Here is a 17520-nt window from a genome sequence, read left to right as displayed (position 1 = left end):
GATCTCGCGACGGGTTCGAGCCTGGGGTGTTCGAAGCGTCCTAGATCGCGGCGCCGGCATGGCCGCGCAGGATGCGCAGGGCCCGGATGAGCTGATCGTCGTCGGCGAGGCCGCCGAGCGAGACGCGGATCGCATTGGCCGGGGCACCGTCCACCGAGAAGCGGTCTGCCGGCATCACCGAGAGACCGGTCGGGCGCATCGCATCGGCCAGATCGTTGGGCGCGATCGCACCGGGCAGGCGCAGCCAGAGATGATAGCCCTGCGGGTGGGCGGTGAAGTCCAGCCCGTCGAGCAGGCTTGCCGCGAGCGCCTGCCGCCGGGAGGCTTCGTCGCGCATCGCGGCGATCAGGCGTGTAGCGGTGCCATCATCGATCCAGCGCGAAAGCATCGCCGCGTTGAGCGGCGGGGGCATCACCGCGGTCTGGTGGATCTGCATCGCAAGCTGGACCGCCGCCGCGACATTCGGCGCGCGCACGAAGGCGACCCGCAGCGCGGGCGAGATGATCTTCGACGCACTCGCGATGTGCCAGCTGTGGTCGGGGGCATGGACAGCGACCGGTGCGAGCGGGGCGACGGCGAGGGGGCCGTAGGCGTCGTCCTCGATCACCTGAAGGTGGTAGCGGATCGCCGTCGCCGCGATCGCGCGCCGGGCATCCTCGTCGAGCGTCTCTGCGGTCGGATTGTCGTTGGTGGGAACGAGGTAGATGGCGCGGATCCGCGGATCGGCTGCGCAGGCAGCGGCGATCGATGCAGCGTCCAGCCTGTCCAGCCCGACAAGGCGGATGCCGATCCGCTGGGCAAGCGCACGGAAGCCCGAATAGACGAAGCGGCGGCAGAGCACGGCGTAGCCGGGAAGCAGCGTGTTGCTGAGGATCGCATGCAACGCATTCTGCCCGCCTGCGGCCAGGATAAGCTGGTCGGCTTCGGCGGGCAGTCCCATCGCATCGAGAAAACGAACCCCGGCAGCGCGATCTTCCGCACTGCCGCCCATTGCCTGATATTGCAGCCGCAGCGGCGAGGCATCGAGCAGCAAGCTGCCGACCGTTTCGGCGATGGTTCGCGCGAGCAGCCCGCCGGGAAGCTCGGGCGGCAGGTTCATCCCGGTATCGACGCGGGCGAGATCGGCGATCTCGACCCGCTGTGGCGCGCGCACGAAGCTGCCCGCACGTCCGCGCGCCTCGATCAGGCCGCGGCGGCGGGCGGCGTCATAGGCGCGGGTGACGGTGGTAAGATCGACGCCCAGCCGCGCGGCAAGGTCGCGCTGCGGGGGCAGGCGCGCCCCGCCGGGCAGCGTCCCGCGGTCGATCGCGGCCGCCAGCGCATCGGCGATGACGGTGTATTTGGCCCCTGAGGCCGGATCGAGATCGGGAAGCCAGTCGTCAGTCATTGGGCGGCGTATCGCGGGCTTCCGCCTCGGCATGCAGCTTCGCCCAGAGCTTGGCGGTGCCCGCCTCCTGCGCGTTGTTCAGATATTGCGAGGCGACGAGCCAGCCCTTGAGCGGGCGCAGCGCGAGCACGCAGCCGGCGACCATCACCGGGATCGTCGTGAACAGATGGACCCAGAAGGGCGGGTCGAACGCGACCTGGAACCACACCCCGAAAAAGGTGAGCGGAAAGGCGACGAAGCAGAGCGAGAAGAAGGCGGGGCCGTCGTCGGGCGAGGCGAAACGATAGTCGAGACCGCAGGACGGGCATTTCTTCGCGATCTTGAGCCAGCCGGAGAACATCGTCTTCTCGCCGCAGCGGACGCACAGGCCCTTCCAGCCGGTTCTGAGGACCCAGTTCAGCTTGTCCTGCTTTGGTTCGGCTTGCATTGTATGGCCTCTATATTGAGTATTGTATCCATACATAATGCAGCCGGCAGCGATCCACAACCGTGGTGGTGTTCAGCTATCGCGCCGCTTCACGGGAATGCGAAGGTAGGTGACTCCGTTCGAGTCCGGTTCGGGCAATGCGCCAGCGCGGATGTTCGCCTGGATCGCGGGGAGCAGCAGCCGCGGCACCGCAAGCGTCGCGTCGCGAGCCTCGCGCATCGCGACGAAATCCTCCTCGCTCACGCCGTCATGGATATGGACGCTGGCGCGGCGCTGGTCGCCGACGGTGGTTTCCCAGCGATAGTCGTCGCGGCCGGGTGCCTTATAGTCGTGGCAGAGGAACAACCGGGTGTCGTCCGGCAGCGTCAGCAGCCGACGGATCGAGCGATAGAGGATGCGCGCGTCCCCGCCGGGGAAATCGGTGCGCGCCGTGCCATAGTCGGGCATGAACAGCGTGTCGCCGACGAACACGGCGTCACCGATTCGATAGGCGACATCGGCCGGCGTATGGCCGGGGACGTGAATCACCTCGACGGGCAGGGTCCCGAGCGTGAACCGGTCGCCATCCGCGAACAGCCGGTCGAAGTCCGAGCCGTCGGTCTGCAGATCCGCGAAGTTGAACACCGGGCGGAAGATCTTCTGCACATCGCGGATATGCTCGCCGATACCGACCCATGCGCCGGTGCGCGACTTGATAAGCGGCGCGCCGGAGAGATGGTCGGCATGTGCGTGGGTTTCGAGCACCATCACGATCCGCCAGCCGTGGCTGTCCGCCGCGGCCAGGACGCGATCGACCGAGGCGGAATCGATCACGCCGCTGGCCGGGTCGAAATCGTGCACCGGATCGATCACCGCGGCCTCTCCGGTCGCAGGGTCGGCAACGAGATAGGTGATCGTGTTGGTCGGCTCGTCGAAAAACGCTTCGATCGCGGGTTGCATGGGCATCTCCATCATCGTGCTTGACAATATATAAGCATAATCTAAATTAGCAACATCTAATGTAAGGATGTGCGATGCTTAAGGTTCCGATGGATCTGGTGACTTTCTCGTCGAAGGCGGAGGGGGTCGCCGCGCTGCTCAAGGCGATGGGCAATGGCCGTCGCCTGATGGTGCTGTGCAAGCTGGTCGAGCATGGCGAGATGAGCGTGGGCGACCTGGCGCGCGATGTGGCGCTGTCGCAATCGGCGCTGTCCCAACATCTGGCGAAGATGCGCGACGAGGGGCTGGTCACCTTCCGCCGTGAGGGCCAGACGCTCTGGTACCGGATCGCCGATCCGCGGACCGAGGCGCTGCTCGCCGCCCTCTACCAACTCTATTGCAAGGACTGACGACGATGACGATCTCGACGATCGCGCCCGCCGATGCGCGGCGGGCGGTGGCGGCCGGCGCGTTGCTGGTCGATGTCCGCGACGCGGATGAACATGCGCGCGAGAAGATTCCCGGTGCGGTCAACATACCGCTGGCACGGATTGGAGAACTCGCCGCGACCGGACGCCCGCTCGTGTTTCATTGCCGGTCGGGAATGCGGACCGCTGCCCATGCCGATGCGCTGGAGCGCGCCGCCAGGGGAGCGACCTGCCATCTGCTCGAAGGCGGGATCGACGGCTGGCGCAAGGCTGGACTGGAAACCGCCGTGGATCGCGGGCAGCCGCTCGAGATCATGCGCCAGGTGCAGCTTGGCGCGGGCGGGCTGGTGCTACTCGGCATAGTGCTGGGGTTTCTGGTGCACCCGGGCTTTTTCGGGCTGGCGGCCTTTGTCGGCGCCGGGCTGATGATGGCGGGCGCGACCGGCTGGTGCGGCATGGCGCTGTTGTTGCGCGCGATGCCGTGGAACCGGCCCGCGCGGGGCGGGTAGCCCGCAGATGCTGCTTGCTGCCATCGCTGCCGGCGCGGCGATCGGCCTGACGCTCGGCCTGGTCGGCGGGGGCGGGTCGATCCTCGCGGTGCCGTTGCTCGTCCATGTCGTCGGCCTGGAATCGGCGCACGTGGCGATCGGCACTGCGGCGGTGGCGGTCGCCGCCAATGCGCTGGCCGGCCTGGCCGGTCACGCACGGGCGGGAACGGTTAAGTGGCGATGCGCCGGCGTGTTCGCCGCTGCAGGCATTGCCGGTGCGGCGGTGGGGGCTGAGGCGGGCAAGGCGATGGATGGCGGGCAGCTGCTGATGCTGTTCGGCCTGCTGATGATCGTCGTCGGCCTGTCGATGTTCCGCGGGCGGGGCGTCGCGGAGGCTCCGGGCGTGCGGCTGACCCGCGACAGCGCCGCCGTGCTGTTGCCGCGGCTGGTCGCCGCGGGCCTCGGCGTCGGCCTTGCATCTGGGTTTTTCGGGATCGGCGGCGGGTTCCTGATCGTGCCTGCTCTGGTCGCGGCGACGCGGATGCCGATGCGCAATGCCGTTGGTACGTCGCTGGTCGTGGTCAGCGCGTTGGGCGCGACGACGGCGACCTCCTATGCGCTGTCGGGCCTGGTCGCGTGGGACATCGCGGGGCTGCTGCTGCTGGGCGGGGTGGGCGGCGCCGCGCTGGGCATCCGGCTGGGCAAGCGCATGGCAGCGCGCAAGGGGCTGCTCGAGCGGATCTTCGCCGTCGTGGTGATCGCGGTCGGCCTGTATCTGGCCGTCAGCGGCAAGTGAAAGCCCTCTCCGGCGATGCCGGAGAGGGGACGAAGCTCAGCGCTTGTCGAGCGGCACGTAGTCGCGCTCGGTCGGGCCGGTGTAGAGCTGGCGCGGGCGGCCGATCTTCTGGTCGGGATCGCTGATCATCTCGTTCCATTGCGCGACCCAGCCGACGGTGCGGGCGAGCGCGAAGAGGACGGTGAACATCGTGGTCGGGAAGCCGATCGCCGACAGGATCACGCCCGAGTAGAAATCGACGTTGGGGAACAGCTTCTTCTCGACGAAATACTCGTCCTTGAGCGCCATTTCCTCGAGCTGAAGCGCGACGTCGAACAGCGGATCGCTGACGTTGAGAGCGCTCAGCACCTCGCGCACCGTCTTCTGCATCACGGTCGCGCGCGGATCGTAGTTCTTGTAGACGCGGTGGCCGAAGCCCATCAGGCGGAACGGGTCGTTCTTGTCCTTGGCGCGGGCGATATATTCGGGGATGCGTTCGGGGCGGCCGATCTCGCGCAGCATGTTGAGCGCGGCTTCGTTGGCGCCGCCATGCGCGGGACCCCAGAGGCAGGCGATGCCCGCCGCGATGCACGCGAACGGGTTGGCGCCCGACGAGCCGGCGAGGCGCACGGTCGAGGTCGACGCATTCTGCTCGTGATCGGCGTGGAGGATGAAGATGCGGTCGAGCGCGCGCTCGACCACCGGGTTCACGACATACTCCTCGGCCGGGACGCCGAAGGTCATGCGCAGGAAGTTGCCGGTGTAGGACAGATTGTTGTCCGGGTAGAGGAACGGCTGACCGACGGTGTATTTATACGCCATCGCCGCGATCGTCGGCATCTTCGCGATCAGGCGGTGGCTGGCGACCATGCGCTGATACGGGTCCGAGATGTCGGTCGAATCGTGGTAGAAGGCCGAGAGCGCGCCGACCACGCCGCACATCACCGCCATCGGGTGCGCGTCGCGGCGGAACCCGCGGTAGAAGGTCGCTAGCTGCTCGTGCACCATCGTGTGGCGCGTGATCGTGTTGGAGAAGGTGCCGAGCTCGTCCTTGCTCGGCAGTTCGCCGTTGAGCAGGAGGTAGGCGACCTCCATGAAGCTCGAATGCTCGGCGAGCTGGCCGATCGGATAGCCGCGGTGGAGCAGCGTGCCCTCGTCGCCATCGATATAGGTCAGGCCCGACTCGCACGACGCGGTCGAGGTGAAGCCGGGATCGTAGGTGAACTGGCCGGTCTGGGCGTAGAATTTGCGGATATCGACGACTTCAGGACCGACGCTGCCCTGTCGAACCGGATAGTCTTTCCCGGCGATGTTGAGGGTGGAGTCGGTCATCAGTCTCGTCCTTTCGTCTCAGCTTCCCGAAGGAGCCGCCATTTGATCGGCAATCCGGCCCAGGCTTTCTTCCCGCCCCAGAAGGACGAGGACGTCGAAGATACCGGGAGAGGTCCGCCGCCCAGTCAGCGCGGCACGAAGCGGCTGTGCGGCCGCCCCGAGTTTCACTCCCCCCGACTCCGCCACCTGGCGTACCGCCGTTTCGAGCGCTTCCGTATTCCAGTCCGCGAGCGCGTCAAGCGCCGTGTGAAGGGAATGGAGGATCGCTTTCGCATCGTCCCCTAGCAGAGCTTGTGCATCTGCGTCCATTTCCAGGGGGCGGGTGCGAAACAGGAAGGCCGATCCGTCAGCGATTTCAAGGAGATTCGCCGCGCGGGGCTTCAATGCGTGCATGCTGCGTTGCAGAAGATCGATCTGCTGCGGCGACGCTTCGAAGGGCAGGAACGGCGCGGCCAGCTGCGCGAGTCGCGCATCGTCGGCGGCGCGGATGTAATGGCCGTTGAGACTATCCAGCTTCTTCAAATCGAAGCGCGAGGGCGACTTGCCGACGCCCGACAGGTCGAACCATTCGACCGCCTGGGCGCGATCGATGATCTCGTCGTCGCCATGGCCCCAGCCGAGGCGGAGGAGATGGTTGAACAGCGCCTCGGGCAGCACGCCCAGTTCGTCGCGATACGCATCGACGCCAAGCGCGCCGTGGCGCTTGGACAGCTTGGCGCCGTCCGCGCCGTGGATCAGCGGGATATGCGCATAGACCGGCTCGGCCCAGTCCATCGCATGGATGATCAGCAGCTGGCGGAAGGCGTTGTTCAAATGGTCGTCGCCGCGGATGACATGCGTCACGCCCATGTCGTGATCGTCGACCACCACCGCCAGCATATAGGTCGGCGTGCCGTCCGAGCGGAGGAGGATCATGTCGTCCAGCTCGGCATTCTGGACGGTCACTTCGCCCTGCACCGCGTCGCGGATCGTCGTCGCGCCCTCTCGCGGGGCGCGGATGCGGACGACGTGCGGCTGATCGAGCGGGCCGTCAGTGCGGTCGCGCCAGGGGCTGCGGATGCGATAGGGCTTCTTCGCCGCCTGTGCCTCCTCGCGCTGGGCGGCGATTTCCTCCTGGCTCATCCAGCAGCGATAGGCGTGGCCCGATTCGAGCATCGCGTGCGCGACCTCTGCGTGCCGATCGGCGCGGGCGAACTGATAAACCTCGTCACCATCCCAATCGAGGCCAAGCCAGCGCATCCCGTCGAGAATCGCCTCGATCGCCGCGTCGGTCGAGCGGGCGCGATCGGTATCTTCGATGCGCAGCAGGAACTTGCCGCCATGGTGGCGTGCGAACAACCAGTTGAACAGCGCGGTGCGCGCGCCGCCGATGTGCAGGAACCCCGTCGGCGACGGGGCGAAGCGCGTGACGATTTGCGTACCCGTGGCGGGTTCAGATGTTGCGCCCAAGCGCGCTTGCTCCCAGAAACTGTGATCGATGGCCAGTTCAGCCGCGAGCGCCCCTAGCACGGGGTTTCGCCTGCTTCAAATAGCGGGAGGCTGGCGTTTCGCTGAGCGAAACGAGCGCTGGCTGGAGGCTGAGCGCGGGCAGATCGTCCTGTGGATTCCGGTGATGCTGGGCGTGGGGATCGCGGCCTGGTTCGCGCTGCCCGATGCGAACCGGTGGGGTGCGGTCGTTCTTGGGGGGCTGGCAGTAGCCGCTGCCGGGCTGGCACTGGGCGGTGGGGGGCGCGCCGCGCGTTGCCTCGCGGTGGCCGGGCTGCTGGTTGCGATCGGTTGCGCGCTGGTGTGGTGGCGGGCCGAGCGCCTGGCGGCGCCGGTGCTGGCGCGGCCCGCGATCGTCGCCGTTCAGGGCAAGGTGGAGCGAGTCGAGAAGCTGCCGGCGCGCGACATGGTGCGGCTACGGATCGCGCCGGATGCGGGGGCCGGGTTGCCGCCGATGGTGCGCGTCAATCTTGATAGCAAGGACGTGCCAGCCGGACTGACGCGCGGCGCGGTGGTGAAGCTGCGTGCGCGGCTGATGCCGCCGGCCCCGCCCGCCATCCCCGGCGCCTATGATTTCGAACGGGTAGCGTGGTTCGACCGGCTGGGCGCGAGCGGGCGCGGCTTTGCGCCAGTCGAGATCGTCACGCCGGGCGAGGCGAGGAGCGGGCTGCGCGAGCGGCTGACGGCGCATGTCCAGTCGCAGATCGAGGGGAGCGCGGGCGGGATTGCGGCGGCACTGGTGACGGGGGATCGCGGGGCGATTTCGGAAGCGGATGGCGAGGCGCTGGGGCGGTCGGGGCTGGCACATCTGCTGTCGGTGAGCGGGCTGCACGTCACCGCGGTGGTTGGTGCGACGATGCTGCTGGTGCTGCGGCTGCTCGCGCTCAGTCCGGCACTGGCGCTGCGCTGGCCGCTGCCGGTGATCGCGGCGGGGGCGGCGGGCGTCGCGGCGGTGGGCTATACCTTGCTGACCGGAGCCGAGGTGCCGACGATGCGGTCGTGTATCGCGGCGCTGATGGTGCTGGCTGCGATGATGCTGGGACGCGAGGCGATCACGCTGCGGCTGGTGGCGTTCGGGGCACTGGTCGTGCTGCTGCTGTGGCCCGAGGCGCTGATGGGGCCGAGCTTCCAGATGAGCTTCGCCGCGGTCACCGCGATCGTCGCGCTGCATGAGAGCAGGCGCGTGCGTGGCTGGTTCGAGCGGCGCGAGGAAGGCTGGGGATGGCGGCTGGTGCGCGGCGTCGGATCGCTATTGCTGACGGGGCTGGTGGTCGAGATCGCGCTGACTCCGATCGCGCTGTTCCACTTCCACAAGTCCGGGGTCTATGGCGCGCTGGCGAACATCATCGCGATCCCGCTCACCACCTTCGTCATCATGCCGCTCGCGGCGGTCGCCCTGTTCTTCGATCTTGCGGGCCTTGGCGCACCCTTCTGGTGGCTGGCGGGCAAGGCACTGGGGTTGCTGCTGTGGATCGCGCATGCCGCGGCGGGCGCGCCGGGAGCGCTGGCGATGCTGCCGGGGATGCCGGGCGGTGCCTATGCGCTGATGGCGGCGGGCGGATTGTGGTTCGCCCTGTGGAAGACGCGGATGCGGCTGGCCGGACTGGTGCCGGCGATGGCCGGGGCGGTGTGGGCGCTGGCGACGCCGATGCCCGATCTGCTCGTGACCGGGGATGGTCGGCATCTGGCGCTGCGACTGCCGAACGGTGAGGTCGCGATCCTGCGCGATCGTGCGGGCGACTATGTGCGGGACATGATGGCCGAGAATGGCGGGGTGGACGCGGAGCTGCCGGCACTGGCGGACCAGCGGGACGCGCGGTGCAGCCCGGATCTGTGCCTGATCGATGTCGAGCGCGAGGGGCGGCGCTGGCGCATCGCGGCGACGCGAAGCGGCTATTTGGTGCCATGGCGCGAGATGATCGCGGTGTGCCGATCGGTGGATATCGTGGTGTCGGACCGGCGGCTGCCGCCGGGATGCGCGCCCAAATGGCTCAAGCTCGACAGGGCATTGCTGGCGAAGACCGGCGGGGTGGCGATCACGCTGGGCGAAAGGCCGTCGGTGCGGACGGTGCGGCAGGCGGGCGCGCGGCATCCGTGGATCGAGGCGGAGCGAAAGATGCCGGCGCGTTCGGCCGGGACGTGACGGGCGCTATCGGCAGGCCGACCAGCGCCGGCGCTGCCGTTCAAAGACCGGGTGACGACGCCTCAGGCCGATGCACGATATGAAACTTGTTGCCGTCGGGATCACGCAGATAGGCGCCGAAATAGCCCGTTCCATAATGCGGGCGTGGCCCTGGTGCCCTTCGTCCGTGCCGCCGTGCCGCATGGCTTGTGCATGGGCCAGTTCGACCGCCTCGATCGATGGAGCGAGGAAGGCAGTCATGCTGCCGTTTCCATATGAGCTCGGCTGTCCGTCAAACGGGAGATAGGCGTAGAAGCGGGGCAGGTTGGTGCCAGGCCGATGCCAGCACAGGGAGGGCGGGCCGCCATCGGGGGTCACTGGCCGGCGGGCAAGCCCCAGCGGTACAAGCAGCGCATCGTAAAAGGAGCCCGCGCGATCAAGGTCGCTGACACCGACAGTGACGTGACTGAACATCGCCATCCTATCAAATTCCGCCGACGATCGACGCGAGCGCTTGCAATCGTTCGCCGTTGCGACGGTAGAATGTCCATTGCTTGATCCGCTTCGCGATCACCAGCCCACACCCCTGCAGCACCCGCATATGCTCGCTGAGCGTGGATGCATTGATGCCGAGCTTCTCGGCGATGAGTTGGCCGCACACGCCATCCTCGATCAGGTCGCCGTCCCGCTGTGGCGGAAAATGCGCGGTCGGGTCCTTGAGCCATGCGAGAATTTGCAGCCGGCGATCATTGCCCAGGGCCCGGAACAGTTCGGCATCAGTCATGTAGATAGTTTGCCAATTAACGAAATACATGTCAAATCTCGCGGCGAACCGCAACGGAGCAAGCGATGCCCAGACTGCCATTCTTCACTGCCGACGTCTTCACCGACACGCGCTTCGGCGGAAACCCATTGGCGGTCGTGATGGGGGGAGCGGCGCTCGGCAGCGCGACGATGCAGGCGGTGGCCGCCGAGTTCAACCTGAGCGAAACCACCTTCGTCCTGCCGCCGGCCGATCCCGCGAATACGGCGCGCATCCGTATCTTCAACCGGACGGCAGAGATGGCCTTTGCCGGGCACCCGATGGTTGGCACCGCCTTCGTTCTCGCCAGGCAACAGCCCGGCCTGACGGACGCGATGTTCGAGATTCCGGCCGGGATCGTCCGGGTCAGCATCGAACGCGATGCCGCGGGTGCGCCCGTTGCCGCCACGATCGCGGCGCCGCAGCCATTGACCATTGGCGAGACGATCGCGGTCGATGTCGTCGCGCAGGCGCTTGGGCTGGAGGCCGGTGACGTCATAACCGAGGCGCATCCGCCGATCGTCGCGTCGAACGGCAACCCCTATGTCATCGCGGAACTGACCGGTGATGCGCTTGCGCGCTGCACGCCCGATCTTGCGGCATTCAGGGCAGCGCTTGCGGCCCATCCGGATCTGGGCAACCGGTTCTCGGTCCATGTCTATTGCAAGCAGGGTCGCACCCTGCGCGCCCGGATGTTCGCTCCGCTGGCCGGGACATGGGAAGATCCCGCGACGGGAAGCGCGAACGCGCCCCTTGCCTGTCTGCTGCTGTCGCTGGAGCCGGATAGCAGCGAGGCCCGCTTCCAGATTCATCAGGGAATCGAGATGGGCAGGCCAAGCCTGTTGCACGTCGAGGCACGCCGTGCACCGGAAGGCATCGTCGCAACGCTGCGCGGGGACTGCGTGGCAGTCATGGAGGGGGAAATCAGCGTGTGATCGAGGCGCTGCCCTTCATCGGACTGCCGCAACGTCGCGCGACGCGCTATTCCATTCCCGGATAACGCGCGAATTCCGGCAGCGTGTGAGCATCCTTCATCCAGCCGATGCGCTCGGCGGTCTGGATGTGAACGCCAGCCGGGATCGCGTCGGGATCGTCGAGGGTCGCGACCTGGGTATCGACGATGCCGGGAAGATTCTCCGCGTTCCGGTAGAAGAGGCCGGTCCCGCAAGTGCCGCAGAAGAAGCGACGGCCATGTTCGGACGAGGCATATTCCTGCGGCTCGCCCTGGGTCACGCTCAGTGCCTCCTCCTGGAACATCGCCCAGCCGACCATCGGCGCGCCCGAGGCACGGCGGCAATCGGTACAGTGGCACAGCGCGTGATGCATCGGTTCGCCGGTCAGCGTGTAGCGGATCGCGCCGCAATGGCAGCCGCCTTCAAAGGTGGTCATCGCTCTCTCCGTCATTGGGTGGACAAATGCAGGATAGGCACGACGATCGCGCGCTCAATTACCCGGCAGGTAAAGGCGCACGGCGACCGTGCGGCCCGGCAGGTCCGAAACCAGTATCGATGAAAAGGGCGACCGCAGCCGCCCTTCGCGTTCAGTAGCGCCGCAACAGCCCGGCGAGGCGGCCCTGCACGCGCACCTGATCGGGGCGGTAGCGCTGCGGATCATAGGCGCGGTTGGCCGGATCGAGCCGGACCATGCTGCCTTCGTTGCGGAAATATTTGAGCGTCGCTTCGCTGTCCTCGATCAGCGCCACGACGATCTCGCCGTCGCGAGCAGTCTCCTGGCGGCGGATCAGGGCATAGTCGCCATCGAAGATGCCGGCCTCGACCATCGAGTCCCCGGCGACCTCAAGCGCATAATGTTCGCCCGAGCCAAGCAGGGCGGCCGGGACGGGGAGCATGGTCGATCCTTCCAGCGCCTCGATCGGGACGCCGGCGGCGATGCGGCCGTGCAGCGGGATCTCGATCACGTCGTTGGCAGGTGACGGGTTCGCCGCCTGCGGCGCCGGGCGGGCGAGCGTGACGACATTGTCCTTGGCGGGCACAGCCTTTTTCGGCTCGGCCCGCTCGGGCATCCTGAGCACTTCGAGCGCGCGTGCGCGGTTGGGCAGACGGCGCAGGAAGCCGCGTTCCTCGAGCGCGGAGATCAGCCGGTGGACCCCCGACTTGGACTTGAGATCGAGCGCGTCCTTCATCTCCTCGAACGAGGGCGAAACGCCGGTCTCGTTCAAGCGGTCGGCGATGAAGCAGATCAGCTCATGCTGCTTCTTCGTAAGCATCGGACGGTCTCCATCTGGAACAGACATGGAACGTTTACGCCTTGTTCTTGTATGATGTCAAGGCGCCCCGTTACCCGAAAGGCAGGATTTCCACCGAGTCGCCGGTTTGCGCCGCGGGGGCATGGGGTGCGCGGACGATCAGGCAGTCTGCACGGGCAAGCGTGCGGAGCATCGAACTGTCCTGGATCGCGGCGGCGACCACCCGGCCGTCGCGGTGCGCGGCGCGCAGATAGTCGGCGCGCGGACCGTTGGCGGGGAGCGGCTCTCCGAGTGTCGCGGTGCGCGTGCGCGGCAGCGGATCGGCGGCGCCCGCGAGGTGCGCGACGAGCGGGAGGAGGAAGAGTTGCGCCGTGACGAAGGCCGAAACCGGGTTGCCGGGGAGGCCCAGTATGACGGTGTCGCCGAGCGTCCCTGCCATCATCGGCTTGCCGGGGCGGACGGCGACCTTCCAGAAATCGATCTCCGCGCCGGCCGCCTGAAGCGCCGGGCGGACCAGATCATGGTCGCCGACCGACGCGCCGCCGGTGGTGACGAGGATGTCGGCGCGCACTCTGGCGAAGGCTGCCGTCAGCACATCATGCCGGTCGGGCAGGATGCCGAGGTCCGCGATCTCGACCGGAAGCCCGGCGAGCATTGCGGCGAGCATGGCGCCGTTGCTTTCGGGCAGGAGCCCCGGTGCGAGCGGTTCGCCGGGCGCGCGCAGCTCGTCGCCGGTCGCGGCGATGGCGATGCGGACGCGGCGGCGCACGGGCAGTGAGGCGTGGCCCGCGACCGCGGCGAGCGCGATCCGGGCGGGTGTCAGAAGCTCACCGGCGGCGATCAGCACGTCCCCTGCGTGGAAATCGAGCCCCGCCGCGCGGACGTTGCGGCCTTCTAAGGCGGGGCCTTCGCCGTCGAGATGGAGGCGATCGCCCTCGCGCCGGGCTTCTTCCTGCACCAGGACGGTGTCTGCTCCGTCCGGCAGCAGGGCGCCGGTAAAGATGCGGGCCGCCTGACGCGCGGCGACACGCCCGGCGAAAGGGCGGCCGGCGGCGCTTTCGCCGACCACTTCCCATGGGCCGGGAAGGTCGGCGAAGCGGATCGCATAGCCATCCATTGCGGATACGGGGTGTTCGGGCTGGGTGCGGCGGGCGGTGACGGGAGCGGCGCTCCACCGGCCGGAGGCTTCGCGCAGCTCTACGCTCTCCGCCGGGCGTGCAGGCGCGAGCGCGAGCAGGCGGCGTTGCGCGTCTGCGACGGGAAGGAGATCGGCCATCGCCGCGGGGTACCGCGCAGCGGCGGCCGGGTCGAGGGGATCAGCGTGCCGGGCGCGCCGCTTCGGCCAGCCGTGCCATCTCGTGCGGGCGGAGCGCGATGCGGAACTCGGCGACATGCCGGGCGCCATGGCACTCGATCACCCGGATCGGCCAGCCGCCAATCCCCGGCAACGAGAGCCAGAGCGAGGAGAGGGGAGCGAACTCGGTCGCGCTTTCGAACTCGGTGAGCGTGCTGCTGAGCGTGTTGAGCTGCGCATTCCACCAATTGGCGCCCGAGCGAACATGGGTGGCGATGTCGAGCTTCAGGGCGTCCTTGACTGCGCCCAGAGTGGAGGGGGCATATTCCTGCACCGGCGTGCCGTTGGGACCTGGGCGGCGCGTCGCGATCTTGCGCAGCCAGGGCATCAGGATCTGCCAGCCGAGCTCCTCGACAAAGGCGATGCCGGCCTGGCCGCGCTCGGTCCAGCGCACTTCGCCCTGGATCGGGCGCAGCCCGTCGAGGGTCAGTTCGACCTGTGCACCGGGGGTGAGCACTGCGCGGGTCTCGACACCGACGCCTGCGGTGGAAAGGTTGCGCGTCCAGGCGAAATCGACCTGGCCATTGTGCCGCACGCACAGACGGTGGCGCAGCTCGATACGCGGCATCTGGCGCCGCTCCGCCGGAAGCGCCGCGAGGCAGCGGGCGAGCGCGCCTACGACATCGAGCGGCTCGTCGAAGCGGAAGGCAATCGAGTCGGGATCGTCGCCGACGATCGCCCCGTCGGCCGCGAGGCCGAAAGGCAGTTCGATCGTCGCGCGCGCGCCGTTGCTGACCGGGCCGGACACGGTGAGCGACGCACCGGCCGAGGTGAGGCGGTGGACGAAGCAGTTCCGCTCGCCCGCGCTGCCGAGCAGCAGCCGTGCAGGTGAAGCGTCCTCGACCGCACCGGGTGCAGCGTCTAGCTCGCCGGACAGCGAGAAGATCGCTGATCGTGCCGGAAGTGTCATTGGATCCCCACCCGTTTGTCGGCAGGAACCGTGCGCGCTCGCCCCTCAAGAATGTCTGAGCGAGCAGGGTGGAGGAAGGATTAACCTTCCCGATTCACCCAGTCTCCGGACTTGCCCCCCGTCTTCGAGGCGAGGCTGATATCCCCGATCGTCATCGCCTTATCGATTGCCTTGGCCATGTCGTAGACGGTGAGCAGCGCGACCGAGACCGCGGTGAGCGCTTCCATCTCCACGCCGGTCCGGCCGGTCAGCGCGACGGTCGCTGTGGCGGTGAGGCCGGTCGCGTCCGGGACAAGGTCGAGGGTGATCTTCGTCAGCGCCAGCGGGTGGCAGAGCGGAATGAGGTCGCTGGTCTTCTTCGCCGCCATGATCCCCGCGACACGGGCGACCGACAGGACGTCGCCCTTCCTGACCAGGCCATCGCGGATCGCGGCGGCGGCCGCGGCCGACATGGAGATGCGGCCGGTGGCGACGGCTTCCCGCTGCGTTTCGGCCTTCGTCCCCACATCGACCATGCGTGCGGCGCCGCTTTCGTCGAGATGGGTGAGGTCGCTCATCCCACCAGTGCCCGGGTCGCGGCCTCGACATCGTCCTGCCGCATCAGCGATTCGCCGATCAGGAAGCAGCGCACGCCATGCTCCGCCATGGCGTCGAGATCGGCGCGCGCGGTGAGGCCGCTCTCCGCGACGAAGGTACAGCCTTCGGGCGCGCGGCCGACAAGCTCATAGGTTCTGTCAAAAGAGACTGAGAAATCCTTGAGGTTGCGGTTGTTGACCCCGATCAGGCGCGAGCGGAGCGCCAGGGCGCGATCCAGTTCCGCCTCGTCATGCACCTCGACCAGCACATCCATGCCGAGGCCGATCGCGGCATCCTCGATCTCAGCCATCTGCGCATCCTCGAGCGCGGCGACGATGATCAGGATCGCATCGGCGCCGATGCTGCGCGCCTCCAGCGCCTGCCACGGATCGATCATGAAATCCTTGCGGATCACCGGCAGGGCGCAGGCGGCGCGCGCGGCGATGAGATAGTCCTCATGCCCCTGGAAGAACTCGGCGTCGGTCAGCACCGACAGGCATGCGGCACCGCCAGCCTCATAGGCGCGAGCGTGAGCCGGCGGATCGAAATCGGCGCGGATCAATCCCTTGGACGGGGAAGCTTTCTTGATTTCCGCGATCAGGCCGTAGCCGGTTGCGGCCTTGGCATCGAGCGCAGCGCGGAAACCGCGCGGCGGGGTCTGGGCGAGTGCGCGGGCCTGAAGGTCGGCGAGCGCGGTCGCGGCCTTGCGTTCGGCAACTTCGCGGCGCTTCACGTCGAGGATCTTGTCGAGCGTATTCATGCCGCCGCGATCCAGCAGTCGAGCAGCGCGTTGGCAAGCCCCTTGTCGATCGTTTCGGCGGCTTCCTCGGCGCCTTCGCGCAGATCGACGGCTTCGCCGGCGACCACCAGAGCTGCGGCGGAATTGAACAGCACCGCGTCGCGATAAGGGCCGCGCTCGCCCAGGAGCAGTCTCCGCAGCGCGGCGGCGTTCTCGCGCGCGTCACCGCCGCGCAGGCTGACGAGCGGGTGCGAGGGCAGCCCGGCGTCGGCGGGTGTGACACGAACAGGCAGGCTGACGTCGCCGATGCTCACCACAAGGCTGCCGCCTTCGGGCGACAACTCGTCGAGCCCCTCTTCGCCAGCGACGATCGCGGCGCCCTTGACGCCCAATTGCTCCAGCGCCTCGGCATAGATCGGGGCATAATCGGGCCGTGCGATGCCGATCAGCTGGCGCTGCACACCGGCGGGGTTGGCGAGCGGGCCCATCAGGTTGAAGATCGTCCGCCGCGCGATCCGCCGCCGCAGCGGGGCGATGCGGCCCATCGCCGGATGATGCTTGGCGGCGAAGAGGAAGGCGATGCCGAGATCGTTGAGATGCGCTTCGGCGTTGGCCGCGGCGCGATCGAGGTCTAGGCCCAGCGCCTCCAGCGTGTCCGCTGCGCCCGACTTGGACGATGCCGCGCGGTTGCCGTGCTTGGCGACCGGCACCCCGGCCGCCGCGACGACGATGGCGACCGCGGTCGAGACGTTGAGCGTGTGGTGCCCGTCGCCGCCGGTGCCGCACACGTCGATGGCGTTGGCGGGCGCGCTGACCGGAATAACCCGCTGGCGCATCGCGCGCGCAGCCTCTGCGATTTCGATGCTGGTCTCGCCGCGCTCGCTGAGCGCGATCAGAAACGCTTCGATCTCGGGCTCGGGCGCTGAGCCATCGAGAATGTCGGCGAACGCCTGTGCGGCGGCTTCGCGGGCAAGTGGCGTGGCGGGATCGGGAAGAAGGCTGAAACGGGTCACGCGGCCTCTATTGGGGCGTGGGGGCGGGGAGTCGAGCAAATCCTGTTGTGCGCGAGACAAGCCCGACTGGGGGCGGTGCATTTCACCTGCAAAACGATTATCCTGCGGAGATCAGGACGGGGAGAGTTCCAATGAACCTCAAATCGACCGAGCCGGTCAGCTTCCTCTACACCGCCGACCGCGATGGCGCGCTTCGCTTCTATTGCGACAAGCTGGGGCTGACGCTGCGCAGCTCCGATCCGTTCGGCGACTTCATTGCCATGGACAATGCGGTGATCCGCCTGACGCCGATGCCGGATTTCAGGGCGGGGCAGCATCCGGTGTTCGGCTGGAATGTGAGCGATATCCGCGCGACCGTCCATGCGCTGCGCGACAAGGGCGTCGCCTTCACCGTCTATGACGGCATGGGGCAGGACGAGGACGGCATCTGGACTGCGCCCGGCGGCATGGCGAAGGTCGCGTGGTTCAACGACCCGGACGGCAATGTGTTGAGCCTGTCGCAGGCGTGAGGCCAGTCTGGAAGCATCGCCGATCCGTCATGCGGCGCAGGCGTTCAGC

The 17520-nt window shown here is 67.8% G+C and carries 20 protein-coding genes; 6 read left to right on the top strand and 14 right to left on the bottom strand.

What is annotated here, in order from left to right:
* Window positions 1-40: 40 nt before the first annotated feature.
* From BDW16_RS04675 to BDW16_RS04665, 3 genes are all read right to left on the bottom strand, one after another.
* Window positions 41-1387, bottom strand: coding sequence for an aminotransferase-like domain-containing protein (locus tag BDW16_RS04675; RefSeq protein ID WP_066577633.1), 1347 nt, complete (start codon window positions 1385-1387; stop codon window positions 41-43).
* Entirely contained in the window at window positions 1380-1814 is a 435-nt protein-coding gene (locus BDW16_RS04670) for a DUF983 domain-containing protein (RefSeq protein ID WP_066577635.1), read from the bottom strand. Before BDW16_RS04670 ends, BDW16_RS04675 begins: the two co-directional genes overlap by 8 nt.
* A 72-nt stretch (window positions 1815-1886) precedes the next feature.
* Window positions 1887-2759 carry an MBL fold metallo-hydrolase gene (locus tag BDW16_RS04665; RefSeq protein ID WP_066577888.1) on the bottom strand — a complete coding sequence of 291 codons (873 nt, stop codon included), beginning with the start codon at window positions 2757-2759 and terminating at the stop codon, window positions 1887-1889.
* A 68-nt stretch (window positions 2760-2827) separates the two neighbouring features.
* On the opposite strand from BDW16_RS04665, the gene BDW16_RS04660 reads away from it, so the two are divergent.
* The 3 genes from BDW16_RS04660 to BDW16_RS04650 are packed head-to-tail and all read left to right on the top strand — an operon-like array spanning window position 2828 to window position 4444.
* Window positions 2828-3142: an ArsR/SmtB family transcription factor gene (locus BDW16_RS04660; RefSeq protein ID WP_066577638.1), complete on the top strand. Its 315-nt coding sequence runs from the start codon at window positions 2828-2830 to the stop codon at window positions 3140-3142.
* Between the two features lie 5 nt (window positions 3143-3147).
* Window positions 3148-3669 (top strand): rhodanese-like domain-containing protein, encoded by a 522-nt coding sequence (locus BDW16_RS04655; protein ID WP_066577646.1) that lies wholly within the window; start codon window positions 3148-3150, stop codon window positions 3667-3669.
* Between the two features lie 7 nt (window positions 3670-3676).
* A complete protein-coding gene (locus BDW16_RS04650) occupies window positions 3677-4444 on the top strand; it encodes a sulfite exporter TauE/SafE family protein (RefSeq protein ID WP_066577647.1) in 768 nt (255 codons plus the stop codon).
* A gap of 36 nt (window positions 4445-4480) precedes the next feature.
* Here the strand turns inward: BDW16_RS04650 and BDW16_RS04645 are convergent, their stop codons facing one another.
* Entirely contained in the window at window positions 4481-5755 is a 1275-nt protein-coding gene (locus tag BDW16_RS04645; protein WP_066577648.1) for a citrate synthase, read from the bottom strand.
* Between the two features lie 18 nt (window positions 5756-5773).
* On the bottom strand, window positions 5774-7204 hold the full coding sequence (gltX, locus tag BDW16_RS04640) for a glutamate--tRNA ligase (RefSeq protein WP_066577654.1): 1431 nt from the start codon (window positions 7202-7204) through the stop codon (window positions 5774-5776).
* A gap of 28 nt (window positions 7205-7232) precedes the next feature.
* Between gltX and BDW16_RS04635 the strand changes: the two genes are divergently transcribed.
* Window positions 7233-9383 (top strand): ComEC/Rec2 family competence protein, encoded by a 2151-nt coding sequence (locus tag BDW16_RS04635; RefSeq protein ID WP_066577657.1) that lies wholly within the window; start codon window positions 7233-7235, stop codon window positions 9381-9383.
* 6 nt (window positions 9384-9389) lie between these two features.
* Here the strand turns inward: BDW16_RS04635 and BDW16_RS04630 are convergent, their stop codons facing one another.
* Both BDW16_RS04630 and BDW16_RS04625 read right to left on the bottom strand, forming a co-directional pair.
* Window positions 9390-9836 (bottom strand): VOC family protein, encoded by a 447-nt coding sequence (locus BDW16_RS04630; RefSeq protein ID WP_198585766.1) that lies wholly within the window; start codon window positions 9834-9836, stop codon window positions 9390-9392.
* 10 nt (window positions 9837-9846) lie between these two features.
* Window positions 9847-10146: an ArsR/SmtB family transcription factor gene (locus tag BDW16_RS04625; RefSeq protein WP_066577660.1), complete on the bottom strand. Its 300-nt coding sequence runs from the start codon at window positions 10144-10146 to the stop codon at window positions 9847-9849.
* A gap of 65 nt (window positions 10147-10211) precedes the next feature.
* Here BDW16_RS04625 and BDW16_RS04620 point away from each other — a divergent pair, with 65 nt between their 5' ends.
* Window positions 10212-11099 carry a PhzF family phenazine biosynthesis protein gene (locus BDW16_RS04620; protein WP_066577663.1) on the top strand — a complete coding sequence of 296 codons (888 nt, stop codon included), beginning with the start codon at window positions 10212-10214 and terminating at the stop codon, window positions 11097-11099.
* Window positions 11100-11145: 46 nt separating this feature from the next.
* On the opposite strand, the gene BDW16_RS04615 is transcribed toward BDW16_RS04620, so the two are convergent.
* From BDW16_RS04615 to trpD, 7 genes are all read right to left on the bottom strand, one after another.
* Window positions 11146-11553, bottom strand: a complete 408-nt coding sequence (locus BDW16_RS04615; protein WP_066577664.1) for a GFA family protein — start codon at window positions 11551-11553, stop codon at window positions 11146-11148.
* Window positions 11554-11704: 151 nt separating this feature from the next.
* Window positions 11705-12391, bottom strand: a complete 687-nt coding sequence (lexA, locus tag BDW16_RS04610; RefSeq protein ID WP_066577666.1) for a transcriptional repressor LexA — start codon at window positions 12389-12391, stop codon at window positions 11705-11707.
* 70 nt (window positions 12392-12461) lie between these two features.
* Window positions 12462-13646 (bottom strand): molybdopterin molybdotransferase MoeA, encoded by a 1185-nt coding sequence (locus tag BDW16_RS04605; protein WP_066577891.1) that lies wholly within the window; start codon window positions 13644-13646, stop codon window positions 12462-12464.
* Window positions 13647-13686: 40 nt separating this feature from the next.
* Window positions 13687-14634: a PilZ domain-containing protein gene (locus tag BDW16_RS04600; RefSeq protein WP_066577670.1), complete on the bottom strand. Its 948-nt coding sequence runs from the start codon at window positions 14632-14634 to the stop codon at window positions 13687-13689.
* 80 nt (window positions 14635-14714) lie between these two features.
* Window positions 14715-15191: a cyclic pyranopterin monophosphate synthase MoaC gene (moaC, locus tag BDW16_RS04595; protein ID WP_066577675.1), complete on the bottom strand. Its 477-nt coding sequence runs from the start codon at window positions 15189-15191 to the stop codon at window positions 14715-14717.
* Window positions 15188-15970, bottom strand: coding sequence for an indole-3-glycerol phosphate synthase TrpC (gene trpC / locus BDW16_RS04590; RefSeq protein WP_066577676.1), 783 nt, complete (start codon window positions 15968-15970; stop codon window positions 15188-15190). The genes moaC and trpC overlap by 4 nt, the downstream gene beginning before the upstream one ends.
* Complete coding sequence (gene trpD, locus BDW16_RS04585) at window positions 15967-16962, bottom strand: anthranilate phosphoribosyltransferase (RefSeq protein ID WP_066577677.1); 996 nt, start codon at window positions 16960-16962, stop codon at window positions 15967-15969. Before trpD ends, trpC begins: the two co-directional genes overlap by 4 nt.
* 131 nt (window positions 16963-17093) lie before the next feature.
* Here trpD and BDW16_RS04580 point away from each other — a divergent pair, with 131 nt between their 5' ends.
* Window positions 17094-17471, top strand: a complete 378-nt coding sequence (locus BDW16_RS04580; RefSeq protein ID WP_066577679.1) for a VOC family protein — start codon at window positions 17094-17096, stop codon at window positions 17469-17471.
* Window positions 17472-17520 lie beyond the last annotated feature (49 nt).

The sequence above is a fragment of the Sphingomonas koreensis genome, assembly GCF_002797435.1.
GTDB lineage: Bacteria > Pseudomonadota > Alphaproteobacteria > Sphingomonadales > Sphingomonadaceae > Sphingomonas > Sphingomonas koreensis.
The sequence above is the reverse complement of the archived record's forward strand: the minus strand, read 5'-3'. Positions and strand labels throughout refer to the sequence as shown.